Annotated in this window: 18 protein-coding genes; all 18 read right to left on the reverse strand. The window is 66.4% G+C overall.

What is annotated here, in order from left to right:
- Positions 1–538, reverse strand: a 538-nt coding sequence (locus tag C5F48_RS16730) for a conjugal transfer protein TraG N-terminal domain-containing protein (RefSeq protein WP_146170625.1), incomplete at its 3' end; no start/stop codon positions are given.
- 4 nt (positions 539–542) lie between these two features.
- Positions 543–1931 carry a conjugal transfer protein TraH gene (locus C5F48_RS16735; protein WP_107665010.1) on the reverse strand — a complete coding sequence of 463 codons (1389 nt, stop codon included), beginning with the start codon at positions 1929–1931 and terminating at the stop codon, positions 543–545.
- 11 nt (positions 1932–1942) lie between these two features.
- Positions 1943–2773: a conjugal transfer protein TraF gene (locus tag C5F48_RS16740; RefSeq protein ID WP_258186520.1), complete on the reverse strand. Its 831-nt coding sequence runs from the start codon at positions 2771–2773 to the stop codon at positions 1943–1945.
- On the reverse strand, positions 2766–3179 hold the full coding sequence (gene traF / locus C5F48_RS16745) for a conjugal transfer protein TraF (protein ID WP_258186521.1): 414 nt from the start codon (positions 3177–3179) through the stop codon (positions 2766–2768). Before traF ends, C5F48_RS16740 begins: the two co-directional genes overlap by 8 nt.
- Positions 3179–5566: a conjugal transfer protein TraN gene (gene traN, locus C5F48_RS16750; protein WP_258186522.1), complete on the reverse strand. Its 2388-nt coding sequence runs from the start codon at positions 5564–5566 to the stop codon at positions 3179–3181. Before traN ends, traF begins: the two co-directional genes overlap by 1 nt.
- Positions 5563–6321: a type-F conjugative transfer system pilin assembly protein TrbC gene (gene trbC, locus C5F48_RS16755; protein WP_245941555.1), complete on the reverse strand. Its 759-nt coding sequence runs from the start codon at positions 6319–6321 to the stop codon at positions 5563–5565. Before trbC ends, traN begins: the two co-directional genes overlap by 4 nt.
- Positions 6309–7301, reverse strand: coding sequence for a conjugal transfer pilus assembly protein TraU (traU, locus tag C5F48_RS16760; RefSeq protein ID WP_107665012.1), 993 nt, complete (start codon positions 7299–7301; stop codon positions 6309–6311). The genes trbC and traU overlap by 13 nt, the downstream gene beginning before the upstream one ends.
- On the reverse strand, positions 7298–7918 hold the full coding sequence (locus C5F48_RS16765; protein WP_245941554.1) for a hypothetical protein: 621 nt from the start codon (positions 7916–7918) through the stop codon (positions 7298–7300). Before C5F48_RS16765 ends, traU begins: the two co-directional genes overlap by 4 nt.
- On the reverse strand, positions 7918–8454 hold the full coding sequence (locus tag C5F48_RS16770; RefSeq protein ID WP_107665014.1) for a S26 family signal peptidase: 537 nt from the start codon (positions 8452–8454) through the stop codon (positions 7918–7920). Before C5F48_RS16770 ends, C5F48_RS16765 begins: the two co-directional genes overlap by 1 nt.
- Positions 8451–8783, reverse strand: a complete 333-nt coding sequence (locus C5F48_RS16775) for a TrbI F-type domain-containing protein (protein ID WP_107665015.1) — start codon at positions 8781–8783, stop codon at positions 8451–8453. The genes C5F48_RS16770 and C5F48_RS16775 overlap by 4 nt, the downstream gene beginning before the upstream one ends.
- Positions 8780–9052, reverse strand: a complete 273-nt coding sequence (locus C5F48_RS16780) for a hypothetical protein (protein ID WP_107665016.1) — start codon at positions 9050–9052, stop codon at positions 8780–8782. The genes C5F48_RS16775 and C5F48_RS16780 overlap by 4 nt, the downstream gene beginning before the upstream one ends.
- Entirely contained in the window at positions 9052–11535 is a 2484-nt protein-coding gene (gene traC / locus C5F48_RS16785) for a type IV secretion system protein TraC (protein WP_107665017.1), read from the reverse strand. Before traC ends, C5F48_RS16780 begins: the two co-directional genes overlap by 1 nt.
- Positions 11532–11978, reverse strand: a complete 447-nt coding sequence (locus C5F48_RS16790; protein ID WP_107665018.1) for a TraV family lipoprotein — start codon at positions 11976–11978, stop codon at positions 11532–11534. Before C5F48_RS16790 ends, traC begins: the two co-directional genes overlap by 4 nt.
- A complete protein-coding gene (locus C5F48_RS16795; protein WP_245941544.1) occupies positions 11975–13216 on the reverse strand; it encodes a TraB/VirB10 family protein in 1242 nt (413 codons plus the stop codon). The genes C5F48_RS16790 and C5F48_RS16795 overlap by 4 nt, the downstream gene beginning before the upstream one ends.
- A complete protein-coding gene (locus tag C5F48_RS16800) occupies positions 13216–13947 on the reverse strand; it encodes a TraK domain-containing protein (protein WP_107665020.1) in 732 nt (243 codons plus the stop codon). Before C5F48_RS16800 ends, C5F48_RS16795 begins: the two co-directional genes overlap by 1 nt.
- On the reverse strand, positions 13944–14498 hold the full coding sequence (locus C5F48_RS16805; protein WP_107665026.1) for a TraE/TraK family type IV conjugative transfer system protein: 555 nt from the start codon (positions 14496–14498) through the stop codon (positions 13944–13946). The genes C5F48_RS16800 and C5F48_RS16805 overlap by 4 nt, the downstream gene beginning before the upstream one ends.
- Positions 14498–14788, reverse strand: a complete 291-nt coding sequence (gene traL / locus C5F48_RS16810) for a type IV conjugative transfer system protein TraL (protein WP_107665021.1) — start codon at positions 14786–14788, stop codon at positions 14498–14500. Before traL ends, C5F48_RS16805 begins: the two co-directional genes overlap by 1 nt.
- 67 nt (positions 14789–14855) lie before the next feature.
- A complete protein-coding gene (locus C5F48_RS16815) occupies positions 14856–15203 on the reverse strand; it encodes a hypothetical protein (RefSeq protein WP_107665022.1) in 348 nt (115 codons plus the stop codon).
- Positions 15204–15253: the final 50 nt, after the last annotated feature.

The raw sequence follows: 15253 nt of genomic DNA on the forward strand, positions 1-15253 counted from the left end.
GATCCATATGGCCGAGGTTGGTGGCGTCGATCACGCAGCCCTGCATGAAGTTCACCAGGTTCTCGTGGATCTTCGGCGTCACCGCGCGCCAGGTCGACGCCTGCGCCAGAAGCGAGGCCCCGAACATCATGCCGTTCTTCTGATAGGTCAGATCCTCCGGCGTCTGCATCAGCGTCTCCATCTGGCCGGTCAGATAGTAGCTCACCGCCGAGGTGTAGTGCCCGAGCATGGCGACCGGCGTCGGCACGTTGTCGACAATGCCGTAGATCGGGATCGGGCCGCTGGTCTTGTCGATGATGACGACGCTCGACTTCGGCCCGAGCGTGAGCCCCATGACCACGACCATGACGAGGACGTACTTCAGGGAGGAGCCGATGCTGCCGCCCATCGCCATGTTGATCGAGGCCCAGGCGACCCCGATCACGACGCCGATGGAGAGGAGGTTTTTGAAGTTGCCCGAAGAGGTATAGGCTGCGAGCATGTTGAACACGTCGCTGAGGTAGTAGCCGCCCCCGGTGGTGAAGATCTCCCATTGCATGACGTCAGCCCCCCTGCCCCATCATCGACGCGAACCGCGTGGACGAGCTGGCCGACAGCATCGCCTTGTGCAGCTGCAGCTTCTCCAGCGCCGACAGCGCATCGGCGTATTTCTCAGCGGCCTGCCGGCGCAGCGCGCCAAAGCCGTTCTGCGTCTGCCGGATCGTTTCCTGGAATTCCCGGATCACATCGCCGAAGGTGTCGATGTTCGACGCGCTGCGCTGCATCTCGGTGATGGACTCGTTCATGTAGAGCATCGCCAGCTCCACCGCGACCAGCTCGCTCAGCAGCGCAATCTCGTCATCGACAAACTGGTACTTGTAGGCGCGGGCGGTCTTCAGCGTCTCGTAGACCGGCGCGGAGGTCAGGTTGATGATGCCGGCCATTTCGTCGGTCAGCGCCGTGTCGTCGCGGATCGCGTCCGAGAGCGCCCGCACCACCTCCTCCACCGTCTTGAAATAGGCGTCGCCCGCCGAGATCGTCGTGTTGGTCCAGACCGGGTTGAGACAGTCGTTGCGCTCGTTGCACTTCAGGACCGGCACGGTCCCGCCCTCGACCAGCGCCTGCAGCATTTCCGGGGTGTAGGCGCGCGGCGCGATGGTCCGGTGCCGCGGCCCCTCGTCGTCATTGGCCGCGCCCACGGTGATGATTGTGCCGGTCAGCGACATGAACAGCTCGCCCACCGCCGGGTTCGAGGACAGAAAGCCGTTCTTCTTCACCGCCCGCCAGGCATAGTTGATGTTGATCGGCACCTGGTCCTTCAGCGTGCCATCCGCCCCGGCCAGCGTCGCGTTCTGCTTGCCCTCGACGCCGCAGCCGTGCCGCCGCGCCACCGCATCGGCGAACTTGCCGTTCATCCCGCCGACCGTCTGGCAGATGTGCTGCGACGCCCCGTCCATCTTCGGCCAGAGCGAGCCGACCAGCATCTGCCCCGCCTCGCAGCTGTTGATGTTCATCGCGTTCACGTTCTGCAGAAGGTCGCGCAGCTTCGAGACCTGTTCGGCCACCGCCGGCGAGAGGCTTTCCAGCGCCAGCTCGAAGGCGAAGCTGGCCGCGTTCTGCATGATCCCTTCCATCAGGTAGATCATTTCCTCCTTCGAGATGAAGGAGAACGAGCCCCCGAAGATGTCGATGCCGCCGCAGCCGGCCCGCACCGAGGGAAGCTGGATCTGCATCATCCCGGTGTTGCGCGGCTTGGTGCGCAGATAGAGCGAGCCCAGCGTGACATAGCCGCCCATCTGCCCCTGATAGGCCTGCGGGCGCGTGACGTTCACCCCGCCCCCGGTGCGCTCCCAGAAGTCCTTCAGGTCGCTGCCGATGCTTTGCGCATGCGACGGACCGGGAACGGCGAGGGCCGCACAGACGGCCAGCGTGGAGACCAGTTTTTTCAGCATGGCAGTCCCTTTCAATACCGCTCGCCGGCGGGGATCTTGGTGACGACATGGACGCGCTCCAGGATCACGTCCTCGGTGAGCAGCCCGCCGCCCAGGGGTTCCACGATGCCGCTCTTCGGCTCCACGAGGGCGACGAAGGGGCGGGGCTTCTTCGCCAGTCCGAGTTTCTTCAGCTGGCCGGTGTCGACCACCGCATCCGGGAACAGCGGATGGAACGAGCCGTCGACCGTGACCACCATCGGCTCGATCCCGAAGCTGGCCTGCATCCGCGCGATCACTTCGAGCTGCGGCGTGCAGAGCCCGCACTGCGCCGCATCCTCGACCACCACCATGAACCCGAGATTGGCGGCGGCTTCCTGCAACGAGGTCTCGCGCGCCACGCGCATCTGATCCTGATAGACCGCGCCGCCCATCTGGCTGATCGGAAAGCGGGTGTTGATGTCGAGTTCCGGGGTGCGGAACAGCACCCGTTGCCACTGATCGGTGAAGGCCGAGGCCATCCGGCTCATCTGCTGCTGAGCCTCCATGTAGCTCTGCACATTCTCCGGCGTGGGCTCCAGGATCGCCCGGTTCTTCTTCTCGTCCAGCTCCTTGCGGTAATCCTCGATCTGTTCGGTGTAGCTCTTGGGCGCAGGGACGGCCGGCGGAGGCGGCGCGGGCTTCGCCTCGGCCGGGGGCTCTTCCGGCTCCGGCTTTTCCGGATCGCAGTAGAAGTTCCAGCCGGTCGTGATCCTGTCCTGGCAATAGCCAAGCGCCGCGCCGTCTCGCGCGACTGCGGGGAGCGGCATGGCGGCAAGCCCCAGCGCCGCGCCGAGCATGAGGCGGCGGCCGAGGTCAGACATAGCCCGCCTCCTGCGCCTGCACGAGCGTGGAGCGGATCTGCCCGAGATAGGAGCGCGGGTTCCTGAACCCGCTGATCTGGTGGATGACCGCCTGGCTGGGCAGATGGACGAAGAGCAGCGTCGGGATCTGCACGATGTCCCTGGCGATTGGATGACCCGCCGCCTCGACAAAATCGCCGTAGGGCGGGATCGGCTTTCCGTCCTGCGATGCGATCAGCACCGGGATGCTCGCGGGTTCGGCCGAGGCGAAGAGCGTGTTCGCCGCCGCCTTGCAGAACGGACACCAGCTGGCCCCGACAAGGATCAGCCCGATGGGCCGGTCCCGCATCGCTTGGGCTCTGGCGGGCAGCGCCAGCGCCGGCAGCGAGGCGGCGGCAAGAAGAAGATCGCGGCGGTTCATGCTCATCACTCCCCTTTCGAGACGGCCCCGGCCGTCAGCTCCAGCCGGTCGCGCAGGTAATCCGTCACCATGTCCGCAGTCGGCACGGCGGCGTCGTTCATCATGTCCCCGAAGGCTTCCGACAGGTCGATCTCATCCCAGTTGATGCTGTCGATCTCATCGAGCGCGAGGCCCGCGCAGTTCGGCCGCTTGGCGCTGCCCCAGCCCGTGCCTGCAAGCCGGCGGATCTCTTTCTGGAAGACCATCCCGAGCTGGCTGTTGAAGGTGCAGTAGGACCGGCGTTTCTGCAGGCAGACCCCCAGGACCTTGCGCGAGCAATAGGTGCCGACATAGACCGCCGCCTTGGCCTGAATGCGGTCCATCAGCGCCAGCTCGCTCTCCGAGCAATCCCCGAGGATGCCATTGGCCCAGCCGCTGTCCTTGCAGCAGTTGATCGTGCCGAGCGCCCCCACCTTGCAGTTGCGCCTCGTGCCCGCGAAGAGCTGCACATCCTGCATGTCGAGGGATTTTTCGCTGTCCTTGGCCGCTTCATCGAGCATGGTCAGCCAGGCCGCGGCGTTGCCGAAGTCGGTGTTGGCCTCATGCTCGATCCCCTCGCAGAGACCGCCCACGCAGACGTTCATCGCCGTGCATTCCTCCGGCAGCTCCATCCCGCCGCCGCAGCGATAGCCGTACTCCCAATGCCGGCACTCAACCGGGGCCTCCCCCTCTTCCTCGTCATAGCTGAGGCAGGTCTGCGAGATCACCTTGCAGGACGGATCGGCCCGGAACGGACCGCAATCGGTGTAGTCGACCGCATCCCCGTCCCCGACGCACTGGTGGCGCTGCTCATAGCTCCAGCAGTCGCGCGAGATCGGAAAGCCCATCACCTCATGCACCGCCTCGCCCGACACGCAGACGGACTCGCCGGCCAGACAGCCTTCCGCATCCGGCGCCGGATCGCAGGAGTTCACCAGCTTGTCTTCGATCCGTTCGATCTTCGATTCCAGCAGTAGCGCCGGGGTATGGTCCGCCAGATCGTTGAGGCAGCTGTAGTCGAAGCGTTCGAGGCTGCACTCGCCGTTCTCGGTGACAAGGCAGCTGTTGGCCTTCACCTCGCAAGCCGGCGCAGCCGCCAGACCCGCGCATTGGTCATTCTGCGGGCAGTGATACTCCTGCCGCTTGCGCAGGCAGGCGGGCGGCGTCGCACAGGTGCGCTGGACCGCGTTCATCACCACCGCGCCGCCGCCCGGAGGCGTCACCGACCCCTGCGCGCCCGCCGCGGTATAGACGCACTCACCCTCGACATAGCCGGTCTTCTGGACGCCGAGGTTCCGCCCCGCCCACCAGAGCGGCCCGCCCGTCGCCGGGTTCTGCCAGCCGAAGAAGGCTCCGGTCTCCGCTCCGAGGTATCCGCCAACCGGGGGATCGGCCAGCATGTGCGGCCGGCCCTCGCCCTTGCGGCGGTAGATCCCGCAGTGGCGGCGGGAGAACGAACCCTCGCAGTCCGCGACCTGGTAGATCCATCCGCCGCTGTGGTGCTCGTGGTCGCTCGGGCTTCCCTTCTTTTTCGAGCAGCCGACGCTTTGCCCGGCCCACCAGTAGCACATCGTGTTGTCCCGCCCCGTCGCCCCGTAGACGATGTTCTTTGGATTGCCGAAGATCGGGATGACGCCCAGATCCTTGTAGGAGCCGCGCCAGGGCTCGCGCACCGCCACCAGCTCTTCCTCCAGGCATTCCTCGCTTCGCAGCGTGCAGCTCGCGGAGTCGCCGCCCGCCGCCTGATCGCCGATCTCGCAGTCGCCGCTGGCGTTCGGCGCGCATTCGACCGTCACCGTCGTGTTCGCCACCTCGCAGCGCCAGTTGTCGCGCCGGTCGACCTCGACCACCCGCTCGATCGTGCAGACCGTCTCGGTCATGCTCGAATGCACGTCGCAGTACCGCTCGAACGGCTCCAGAACGCTGAAGTCCGTGAAGTCGCAGGCCGGGTTTTCCGTCTCGTCCGAGCTGAAGTATTGCCCGGCGATGTCCTCGGCATTCGTGTGCGCCGCGTCGCCGTTGACGATCCCGATATAATCCGTCCCAAGGTCATACTTCGGGCGCAGCTCGATGCTGTCGTTCATCGTCTCGTAGATCCCGGCCGCGCTGGAGCCGCCCGTCAGCGCCTCGCGCGTCTTCGCCTCGATGTTGTTCTTGCCGATCGCCGTCTCCGGCGTGTCCGTCCCCTCGTAGATCGGCAGGTTCTCCGAGATCCCCTCGTTCGAGAACACCGCCGAGCCGCTGCCGAGACGGGCCGCATTGCCCGCGGCCTTCGCCCGCGCGCCCGGATCGAACGCCTCCTGCGCCGACCCGGGCAGGGCCGCCGCAAGCCAGACCGTCATCACCGCCATGGTGAAGCTGCGCGGATCGGTCATTGTCCTGCCTCCACCAGCGCCTTCGCGGCCTCGGGCGCGTCGCCGTCGCCGGCCGCGATGATCCTGAGCGCCGTCTCCACCGGCACGTTGCCGCTGAGACGGTCATGGCGCGGCGGCGCATCGGCCTCGCAGGCCGGCGTCTCGCAGGCGTCAAGGCTGTCGCCGAGCACCACGAGAACCGGAACGGAGGTGATGTCGAAGAGCCGGAACAGCGTCGGGTCGATGGCGAAGCCCTCGCTCGCCTCGTCCTCTCCGAACACCTCCTCCAGCTTCGCCCGCGTCTCGTAGACCGAGTTGTTCACGAAGCCGCGGAAGACGATCGTCAGCCCGTAATCGCCCGCCTCCTGCATCATCTGCCGCAGGGACTGCGGCGGCATCGAGAAGCTGGCGAAGAGAATGGCTCGCGTCTCGCCGTATTTTTCGCCCTCGCCTTCGGGGATCTGGTGATCTTCGGCGTTGAGCAGCGCGCGCACCCGCGGATCGTTCAGCGCCCTCGTCCGCATCCCGTCCAGATCCTCGATCTCCACCCCGGCCCGCGGCTCCTGGATCTTGAGCCGATCCGCCAGCGCATCGCCTTGCTGTTCCGCGTCGCGCACGATCCGCTCGATGGGCGCGCGGATCTCGCCCGTCGCTCCGGGAGCATAGACCGCCGGCGGCTCTTCCGCCGCCGAAGGCTCGGGGTCCTGCGCCGCCGCCGTGCCGGCCGCCGCCGCCGCGCCGCCGGCGACGGCCGCGACGAGGATCAGAGCGCGCAACAATTGCGCTTGCGCCACATGAGCCATCCGAAGCTCTCCCCCTTGTATGGATACTCCCGCCTGGAATCGATCATCTGCGTGCTGGAGCCGAGCGGCCCGCAGGCGTAGCGCCCGCTGGTCACGCTGCGCGGCCGGGTCAGCTGCAGGCGGTATTGCGACTTCTTGATGATCGGCGCGATGTCGGGCGTGCAGAGCGCCGAGCTGCTGGAGCTGGTCGTGCGCGCCAGCCCGAGCCGATGCTGCCGCGCGATCATCTTCGCCGTGATGGTCTCGGAAGCCTGCACCCCGCCGTAATGGGCGTTGGAATCTCCCGTCATCGGATACATGCCGCCTTGGCATCCGTTGCACCAGAACAGCTTGTCGAGCGGCAGGCCCCCGCCGGACGAGCGCACGCAATCCGCCGCGCAGGCCGCGTGGGCGACCGGGTTGGTGAACAGGATCGCTTCGGGGTTGATGATGTTGTTCAGCTCAGGATCTTGCCAGAGCGGATCGAACTCGCTGATGTAGGCGATGTCGAAGATCGTGTTCTCGAGACAGAGACCATCGACCACCGTCCCGAGCCAGCTGATCAGTGGGTAGTAGTAGTAATGCGACTGCCACTTGCTCCCCGTCGCATCCCCGCCGCTGCTCGTCACCGAGGATTTTCCGATCGAGAACAGGCCGAGATCCGCCTTGAACCCCATGTTCACGAAGCATCCCGCCTCGTTCGCCACATCGGTCAGCCGCGCCGGCTCCCAGAGCCCGATGGCGAGCCCGAGGCGCGGCGGAACGCCCGGGCAGACGCAGACCGGAAGCGACGGGTTCGACGTATCGGGCCGCGTGTTGAACGCCCGCACCGGACCGATCGAGACCGGAAAGATGCAGTCCCAGCACACATCCGTCAGCGGGTTGAGGAACTTCGCATTGCACTTCGCCCAGACCTCTTCCCCGAACACCGTGAGCGACAGCGCAAGGGCTACGATAGACGCGAAGCGCTTCATGGCTGATCCTCCTCCTTGACCGGGATCTCCTCGATGAGCAGCACCGGATCGGCGCGGGTGATGAGCGTCGGCAACCGCTCCACCCCGAACCGCTTGACGATGACCCCCTGCTGGTCGAACCAGAACCGCCGCCCATGCGTCCGCGACAGATCGAGCGGCGCGCCCTTGGCGATGACGATCAGCGTGTCCAGCTCGTCGCCCTCGGACAGCGCAAAGGCGACCTGCCCCGGCGCGTCGCCGTCGATCACCACGATCCGTTTCGCAAAGCCGGAATAGTCGAGCGGGTTGATCCGCGTCCCGGCGGTGGCGAACACCCGCCCCTCGTGATCGGAAAGATCCCGGTCGAGCGTGATCGACGGATCGAACTCGAAGGCCCGGTAGTCGGTCGCGGGGGGCAGGATCGCCCCGGCGGTCGGACGCGCCAGGTAGTCCCGCGTCCGCTGCTGCATGTCGCGCTCCATCTGCGCCAGCCCGCCGTCCGTCTCCATCGCCCGGAACCGCGACAGGATCTCTTCCAGAAAGTCCGGCTCGGCCACCGGGAACAGCGTCCCGTAACTCCCGAAGTTCTTCGCGCTGGCCGCGCCCGCGAGGCCGAGGGCCATCACGGGCGCAAGCATCAGCGCAGTCCGCGCGCGTCGGCCCATGCCTTCAGCTCCTTCCAGTGCGGGATGATGTTCGCAGCCACCCCCACCGCGGCGATGCGCTCGATGGGAAAGAGCCCGATATGGACGTAGCGGCTGTCGAGACTGTCGGCGCTGGTCCCGAAGGCGGCGTAGCGCCCCTCCGGGATCACCCCTTCCGCCAGCGCCGGCGCAAAGGGCTTTCCATCCTTCAGCGCCAGCGGAAAGCACGAACCGCGCACGCAGACCGCACCGGCCCCGTCATGGCTGATGATGTCGCCGGGAAGGCCGAAGACCTCCTTGGTGAAGAAGAACCCCCGGAACCTCTCGGCATAGACCTCGGGCGGCTCCGCCGCGATATAGGCCCCGCGCCAGATCGCCTTCGGCCAGCCCCACATCACATAGGCATGGTCGGGCAGCGACGATGACCCGTTCAGCGTGATCCTGACCGTGTGGAGCGCCCAGAACCCGGCCATGACAAAGAGCGACCCCGCGAGGATGACGCCCCATTTTGCGGATTGGATCGCGGTCATTCGGCCATCGCCTCCTCGACCACCAGCGCGGTGATGTCCTCCGCCCCGGCCAGCACCGCCGCCGAATTGACCACCAGCACGTTGTTCGCCGCGGCGACCCGCTCGATCGCCGCATCCAGCTTCGCCTGGAACGCCCGCGCCTCGACCTCGTATTCCGCGTCTTCCATGTGGCGGCGGTCCCCATCCTTGATGAAGGCGAGGACCGCCTGGCTCGCGTCGATGGTCACGATCCCCGTCGGCAGGCCGACCGGCTGCGTGGCGAGCACGATGCTCAGCGTGACGGCGATGCTGACAAGCGCGGTCAGCACCAGTTCGGTATAGCGCATCATGTCCGGGTTCCTTTCGTGGACGGCTTGCGGCCCGCAGGCGCGAAGCGGTCGAGGTAGCTGCGCCGCTCCCTGCACCAGACCTCGTAGGGGTAATGGGCGCGGCGGCCGAACGGGAACGCCGCGTCGATCGCAGCCGTGCGCTCCTCGATGCTGCACCCGCGGTCCAGCGTCAGATGGACCGCCTCAATGGCGGCGCGCGCCTGCTCCGCCCACGTCCGGCTGTCGCCGGTCGCGGGCTTCGGGCGCTTGAGATCCCGGCGGCTGACCATCACTCAACCTGGCCTTCCTCGACCAGCATCCTGATCGCCTCCACCGTGCTGTAGCCCTGCTCGCGCAGCCGGTTGATCTTCTCGACCGTCGATCCCTTGGACGAGTAGACCGCCAGCGAGAACGGATCGAGCAGGAGCCGTCCGAAGAACCAGCCGTTCGGACCCTTCACCCCCATTTCCGAGAAGAGGCCGCGCACCGATTGCAGCGACTTCAGCTGACCCGCGATATGCGGGCTGACTGACAGCCGGTTGTCGGCGACCAGCCGGTCGATCGTCTCGGCCTTCTGCGCCAAGAGCACCGTCCAGTCCGAGTTTTGCAGGCACACGGTCGCGGCGACGTTGTTGTAATAGTCGTCAATCGACTGCGTGCCGGTGATGAGCGCGCCGGTGTATTTCCGGGCGCGGCGCACCACGCCCTCGATGAACTTCGCCGTCGCGTGCGACTGGAGCAGATCCCAGGCCTCGTCGATCAGGATCGCCACCGGCACCGAGCGCGGCGTCTTGAACATAAGCTCCGTCCCGAGGAACATGATGATCTGCAGCACCACGTCCTGCAGAACCTTCTGCCCCTTGATGTCCGACAGCTCGAACACCGTGAACGCCTGATCGAGCCTGAGATTGGCCGGGCCGGAGAAGTAGGAGCCATAGGGTCCGGATCTCGTGAAGGCTTGCAGCTTCACGATCACGTCCTTCAACCGCTGGTCCTTTTCGGCCTCGACCCGCAGCCGCTCCCAGACATCGGTGACTTCCGCTTCGGAGCCTTTCTCGTCCCACAGCTCGCCGACGATCCGGCTGATGAACCCCTCTTCCAGATCCTCCACCCGCGTCTGCTTGCCGGCGCCGAGCGCCGCCATCGACGCGATGATCCGGGTGATCAGCTCGACCGCATCCGCCCGGTATTCCGGGCTCGCCATGTCGGCCCCCGAGAGCATCGAGAACGGGTTGAGCCGGATCACCGCCGAGCCGTCGAAGCCGACGAACCGCCCGCCGAGGATTTCCGCCGTGGTCTTGAAGCTGTAGCCGTCGTCAATGACCACGACCTTGCCGCCCGCCGCATAGATCGAGGTGACCAGCTCCTGCATGAACACCGACTTGCCCGCGCCGGACTTGCCCACCACCGAGACGTTGTAGTTGCCGTCCGAGGTGAAGTTGTCCCAATCCATGATCTGACCCTGGCGGCCGACCAGCAGCACGCCCTTGCCATTGCCCGAGCCGGTCCACTCGCCATGGAGCGGAGCCAGCGCCGCCGCGGCCTCGGTCTTGAGGATCTTCATGCGCTGGAGCTTCTTCAGATCCCCCATCCGCTTGCCCGTCACCGTGAAGGGCAGCGCCGAGAGGAAGATCGGCAGTTGCACGAAGGTGTCGTTTTCCAGAACCAGCCCCGCATAGCGGTAGATCTTCGCGATCTCCGCCAGCGCGTGACGGGCGTCCTCCGGCGTCCCCAACGCATAGGCGCAGACCGTGAACGAGGTATCGAGCAGCTTCTCCCCCATCTCGATCTGTTCGTTCAGGCTGTCGAACTCCTGCATCTTCTCGGCGAGGTTCGGCGAGAACTTGGCGAACTGCGTCGAGGCGGTGTGCTGGAGGCCCGCCCGCTTCTTGGTCAGGAACGCCGAGCCGTCGGACTTCGAGCGCACCCGCATGGTGAAGGACGTCAGAACCGGGCCCACCGCGCGTTCGTTGATCCGCTCCGGCACCCCGTTCAGGAGCGTGCCGAGGATGAACTGCCATTCCTTCGGATAGCGCCGCACCGTGGCGCTGCCGACCGCCATCGCCGGCTCGCCCATCAGCCCGATCGCCGAACGCCGCACCAGAAGGCCCGCGCCCGGCAGCTGGTGGTTCAAGGCCTCCTGATCGCTGTATTCGAGCTGCGAGATCCCCGCGAGGCCGCGGCAGTGCATGAGCTCGCCCAGGAGCTTGATGAAGTCGGCCGGGCCGATATGGCGCACATAGCTCTCGCCGCCGAACACCGCATAGAGCGCGCGGCGGAAGTTGCGCAGGTCTTTCTGCATTCCAAGATCGGCGTCGCCGTCGAGCCAGCAGACCACGAAGACGCGGCGATGGTGCGGCACCGCCTTCACCACATGTTCCGTGCCGTAGCGCGCGCCCCGAAGATGCGCCATGCGCTTCTGCGCCATTTCCGTGACCAGCTCGTCAACGCCCATCCGGTGCTTGGCCCAGCGGATCAGCGGCGCGTCGATGTCGGGCGAGGTCCAGTTCAGGAACTGGATCGTGGAATTGTTCGGAGCGTTCGCATTGATCACCGCCTGCAACGTCGAGGCGGTGTCGTCGGAGCCCACGACCGGGTTCACCTCCAGCACGAACCCCGTACTGCCCTCGTTGTAGTAAAGCTCGGACTCCGGGTCATAGAGCCGGTAGGGCAGCAGATCCGCGATCAGGTCATTCGCGAGCGTTTCAGGCTCATCCGCCGACCAGTCCGGGTCATCGAAGATGCTGGCGAAGAACGACTTGAGCTGGTTCATCCCGGGCGCTCCGAGGTCCAATGCGCCTCGCGAACCACGAAGTGAACGAATGTCGCCTCATGCAGCAGCCCTTCCCCGTCAAGGTGCGGGGCCACCCAGAGCGTGCCCACCTGTTCCGGGACGCGGTACTGCGCCGCCGTGTAGGCCATGCCGCCGTCGTTCATCGCCGAGAGCGGGGCGCCGACCGCGCCGCCGCTCCCCTTGCCGCCGCCATAGCCGAGCGGGTTGCGCGACATCTCCTTGCCGAGCGTGTCGGCGAAGCGCTCGCGCACCGGCGCTCCCGTCGCCGTCTGCCGCCCGTCCGCCTCGCCGATGGTCGAGCAGGGTGAGCCGCCGGTCTGCGCCGGGCAGAGGAAATCGGCTTCGGTGTTTTTCGACCCGCAGGCCGAGAGCGCCGGGACCGACAGGAGAACGAGGGCGGAGACAAATCTCTGCAGGGTCATTTGAGCGACACCCCTTCCATGAACACAACTTCGACTTCCGTGCCCGCATAGAGCGAGACCACCGGCTGATACTGTTCGGCGCGCTTGATGTAGTAATCGGCCAGGGTCTGGGCCGCGTTGCTGCCCGCCCCGCCGACCATCCCGGCCCCCGCCGCACCCATGACGCCGCCGATCGTGTCGGCCCCGTCATTCGCCGTGCTGAGCGTCGCCGCATTGGCGAGCGCATCGGCAAAGCCCCCGAGCGCCCCGGCGACGCCGGCGTTGCGCACCAGATTGCCCTCCCGGCTCACCACCATGCCGCGCACGCCCGCCTTGCCCGAGCCCGCGACCAGACCCGCGACCTCGGTCTCGATCACCTGGTTGTTCTTGCCGACGCAGGTCATCGTGGTCAGCCGCACATAGACCCGCTCGCTGGAGAGATCTCCCATCGCCGAGCCGAGGACCGTGCAGCCCGTGATGTTGATCTTGCGCCCCGGCGCATTGCCCATGCTGGCCGTCACCGCCGGCCCGTTGATCCGCGCCAGCACCGGCACCGGATTGTCGCGGCTGACAACGCCCGTCGAGGCGTCCACCCCCGAGATGATCGTCGCGGGCGCATAGCTGCCGGCCGGGATATAGGACCGCAGATCCCGCACATTGGACGAGGTCTTTTCAGGCTCGATTTTCGGCTTCTCCGGCAGAGGCTGCAGGTTGAAGTCCACCGAGAACCCCGACCCGAAGGGCTGCGTCACCGTCTGCCCCGGCCCTGCTCCCGGGGCGGGCTGGCCGGGGCGGCCGGCGACAGGCGCGCGACCGCCGCCGCTGACGAACTCCTGCCCGTAATTCTCGCCATTCGGCCCCAGCGCCGCGCCGGGGGGCGCGGGCTGGGGGCGCGCGCCGCCCTTCAGCCCGTTGATCTCGGCCTGCTGGGCAAGGATCGCCTCGTCATACTGCTCGCGCAGCGCCGTCAGCTCCGCCGTGTTCTGATCCTTCAGCGTCGTCACCGCCTTGGTCAGCTCCGACACCGACTTGTTCAGCGCCTCGATGTCCTGACGGCTCTGCCGCGCCCATGTCAGCTCCGGCGACGCCTGACTGGTGCGGTCCGAGATGATCTGCTCGTCAATCCGGTTGGCGCCCACCGGCTGCAACCGCGTCGAGCGTCCGTTCATCACCTGCCCCAACACGATGATGATGAGCAGAACCGCCCCGCCGACCATGGCGAGAACCACCCATTGCTGCTTCTTGCGCTGTTCCGACATCAGCGTTTCTCCACAACCACGACCCAGGCGCGGTCATTCGCCGCCAGAGTGTTGCGCTGCACCCAGACCGCGACGACGCGGCTGTTGAAGAAGTCCTGCGGGCGCACATACCGCCCCGACCGCCCGCCGGCGGCCACGATGACCTTGGCCCGGACCCCGCTGCCGTTCTCGGTCGCCACCACCGCCCCATGCGACCGCGACGGCGGGGCCTTGTCGCCGATATGCTTGTTGATGACGGACCGGGTGAGAGCGACGAGGCTGGAGGAGTACCCCCCGCCGCCCTCACCCGCCGCCAGCTCGAAGGCGGGTGCGGATCTTTGCCCGCTGCCGCCCGCGCTGCTGCTCGTGATCGCCGCCGGACTGTCCGGGACGCCGTTCACCGTGATGACGACCGTCTCGGCCCCGAGGTTGAGCTTCGGCGTCAGCTCGTAGCTGATCGTGATCCCCCGCTCCGAGATGATGTAGCCGGACTCCGGAACCAGCTTGTCCTGCGGTCCGCCATAGCGCAGGAACACGTCGCCCGTGGCCTCGTCGTTCATCTCCTGGAACTGCGACTGGTCCTTGATGATCCGCCGGATGCGGTCCCCGGCCAGGCTGATCCGGGTGACTTCCGTGGCCGAGCCCGAGATCCTGACCGTCCCGTTGGGCCGCGTCGTGAGTTTCTGATCCGACAGCGCCGGCGACGCGACGCTCAGCGCCAAGAGCGCCGCGCTCAAAAGAGGCTTCATCATTTTTCGATCTCCACCAGCTCGACCCGCGAGAGACGGATGGACGATCCCTCCTCGACATAGGTGAGCAGGATCTTGCGGGGGCCAGTGCTGACTTCGGTGGTGTCGAGATAGGTGGCGAGCGTGCCCGTCACCGCGACCTGAAGTCGCTCGAGGTTGTGTTCGAACTTCTCCGGGCGGAACACCGTCGAGATTCGCCGCAGCCGGATGTCTTCGGCGATGTCGTCATAGAGATCGAGCAGATGCGCCCGGTCCTGCGCCGCCGCCACCCGCTCGATCACGTTGCGCCCGTAGCTGACCGTGTTCGGGCTGATCGTATACATGGCGTAGACCGCATCGAGCGTCACCGCCTCCAGATACCGGATGTCGGCCGCGCCCCGCGCCACCATCCCGTCCGACACCCGCGACGGGATCAGCACTACCTGCGTGCTTTCCTGACTGATCTTCCAGGATTGCAGCACGTTGCCGAAGATCGCCACCGCAAGGAGCACCGCCAGCACGTTGCGCGCCCGCTGCGCGCCATAGAGCTTCTTCTTCAGGGTATCGAAGGTCATCAGCCCCTCCACATGTTCACGGCGCTGTCGGGCCAGTTCTTCAGGGGGCTGATCTCGCGGGGCAGATACCAGTAGGTCATCGCCAGCAGGCGCTCCACGCCGCCGTCGCCCTTCAGGCGCTTCCAGACGAAGTAGCTGATGATGCCGATGACGATGCCGGGGATGGCCTGTTGAATGGCGAGGCCGACACCTGCGGGCGCGAGAAGGGCAACGCCCTCATCAATGGGAAAAAGCAGGATGCGCCCTTGTTCCTGCAATCTTTGTTCGATCTTGACGACTCTCTCCTGCATCCGACCCTCCAGCGCAGACAGATATGAGGGAAGGCTGCACGCCGGCCGCGGCGTGCAGCAGGAAGCGTCAGATGGCTTCGGCGGGGAGGGAACCGGCGGGAGCGGCGTCCACCATGTCGATCGTGGCGGTCACGCCGCCCATGGAGGACACGATGTCGATGCCGTAGCCGAGGAACATCGAGACGGCGACGGCCGTGATGACATAGGTCCAGCGGCCCGTCGCCATCAGGGTGATGGCGGCGACCACGATCGAGATGATGAGGATCAGGTAGCCGCCGGCGCCGTTCACGAGCGTGGTCAGCGTGGTGGTGATGTCGGCAAAGCCTGCTTCGACGCCACTGCCTGCCCCGGCAGCGAATGCGGCAGCCGGCATCAGGGCTGCGACCGCGAGGGCCGCAACGCGGGTAAGTTTCATCTGTCTACCTCGTTGTCAGAAATGATGAGAGAGCCAGCTTGCTGCTGACT

This window comes from Cereibacter changlensis JA139 (assembly GCF_003034985.1).
Lineage (GTDB): Bacteria > Pseudomonadota > Alphaproteobacteria > Rhodobacterales > Rhodobacteraceae > Cereibacter > Cereibacter changlensis.

Bases quoted from the DNA above. Each gene is read 5' to 3' on its own strand.
- C5F48_RS16735 (WP_107665010.1), bottom strand. From the start codon at position 1,931: ATGCTGAAAAAACTGGTCTCCACGCTGGCCGTCTGTGCGGCCCTCGCC.
- C5F48_RS16740 (WP_258186520.1), bottom strand. From the start codon at position 2,773: ATGTCTGACCTCGGCCGCCGCCTCATGCTCGGCGCGGCGCTGGGGCTT.
- traF (WP_258186521.1), bottom strand. From the start codon at position 3,179: ATGAGCATGAACCGCCGCGATCTTCTTCTTGCCGCCGCCTCGCTGCCG.
- traN (WP_258186522.1), bottom strand. From the start codon at position 5,566: ATGACCGATCCGCGCAGCTTCACCATGGCGGTGATGACGGTCTGGCTT.
- traU (WP_107665012.1), bottom strand. From the start codon at position 7,301: ATGAAGCGCTTCGCGTCTATCGTAGCCCTTGCGCTGTCGCTCACGGTG.
- C5F48_RS16765 (WP_245941554.1), bottom strand. From the start codon at position 7,918: ATGCTTGCGCCCGTGATGGCCCTCGGCCTCGCGGGCGCGGCCAGCGCG.
- C5F48_RS16770 (WP_107665014.1), bottom strand. From the start codon at position 8,454: ATGACCGCGATCCAATCCGCAAAATGGGGCGTCATCCTCGCGGGGTCG.
- C5F48_RS16775 (WP_107665015.1), bottom strand. From the start codon at position 8,783: ATGATGCGCTATACCGAACTGGTGCTGACCGCGCTTGTCAGCATCGCC.
- C5F48_RS16780 (WP_107665016.1), bottom strand. From the start codon at position 9,052: ATGGTCAGCCGCCGGGATCTCAAGCGCCCGAAGCCCGCGACCGGCGAC.
- traC (WP_107665017.1), bottom strand. From the start codon at position 11,535: ATGAACCAGCTCAAGTCGTTCTTCGCCAGCATCTTCGATGACCCGGAC.
- C5F48_RS16790 (WP_107665018.1), bottom strand. From the start codon at position 11,978: ATGACCCTGCAGAGATTTGTCTCCGCCCTCGTTCTCCTGTCGGTCCCG.
- C5F48_RS16795 (WP_245941544.1), bottom strand. From the start codon at position 13,216: ATGTCGGAACAGCGCAAGAAGCAGCAATGGGTGGTTCTCGCCATGGTC.
- C5F48_RS16800 (WP_107665020.1), bottom strand. From the start codon at position 13,947: ATGATGAAGCCTCTTTTGAGCGCGGCGCTCTTGGCGCTGAGCGTCGCG.
- C5F48_RS16805 (WP_107665026.1), bottom strand. From the start codon at position 14,498: ATGACCTTCGATACCCTGAAGAAGAAGCTCTATGGCGCGCAGCGGGCG.
- traL (WP_107665021.1), bottom strand. From the start codon at position 14,788: ATGCAGGAGAGAGTCGTCAAGATCGAACAAAGATTGCAGGAACAAGGG.
- C5F48_RS16815 (WP_107665022.1), bottom strand. From the start codon at position 15,203: ATGAAACTTACCCGCGTTGCGGCCCTCGCGGTCGCAGCCCTGATGCCG.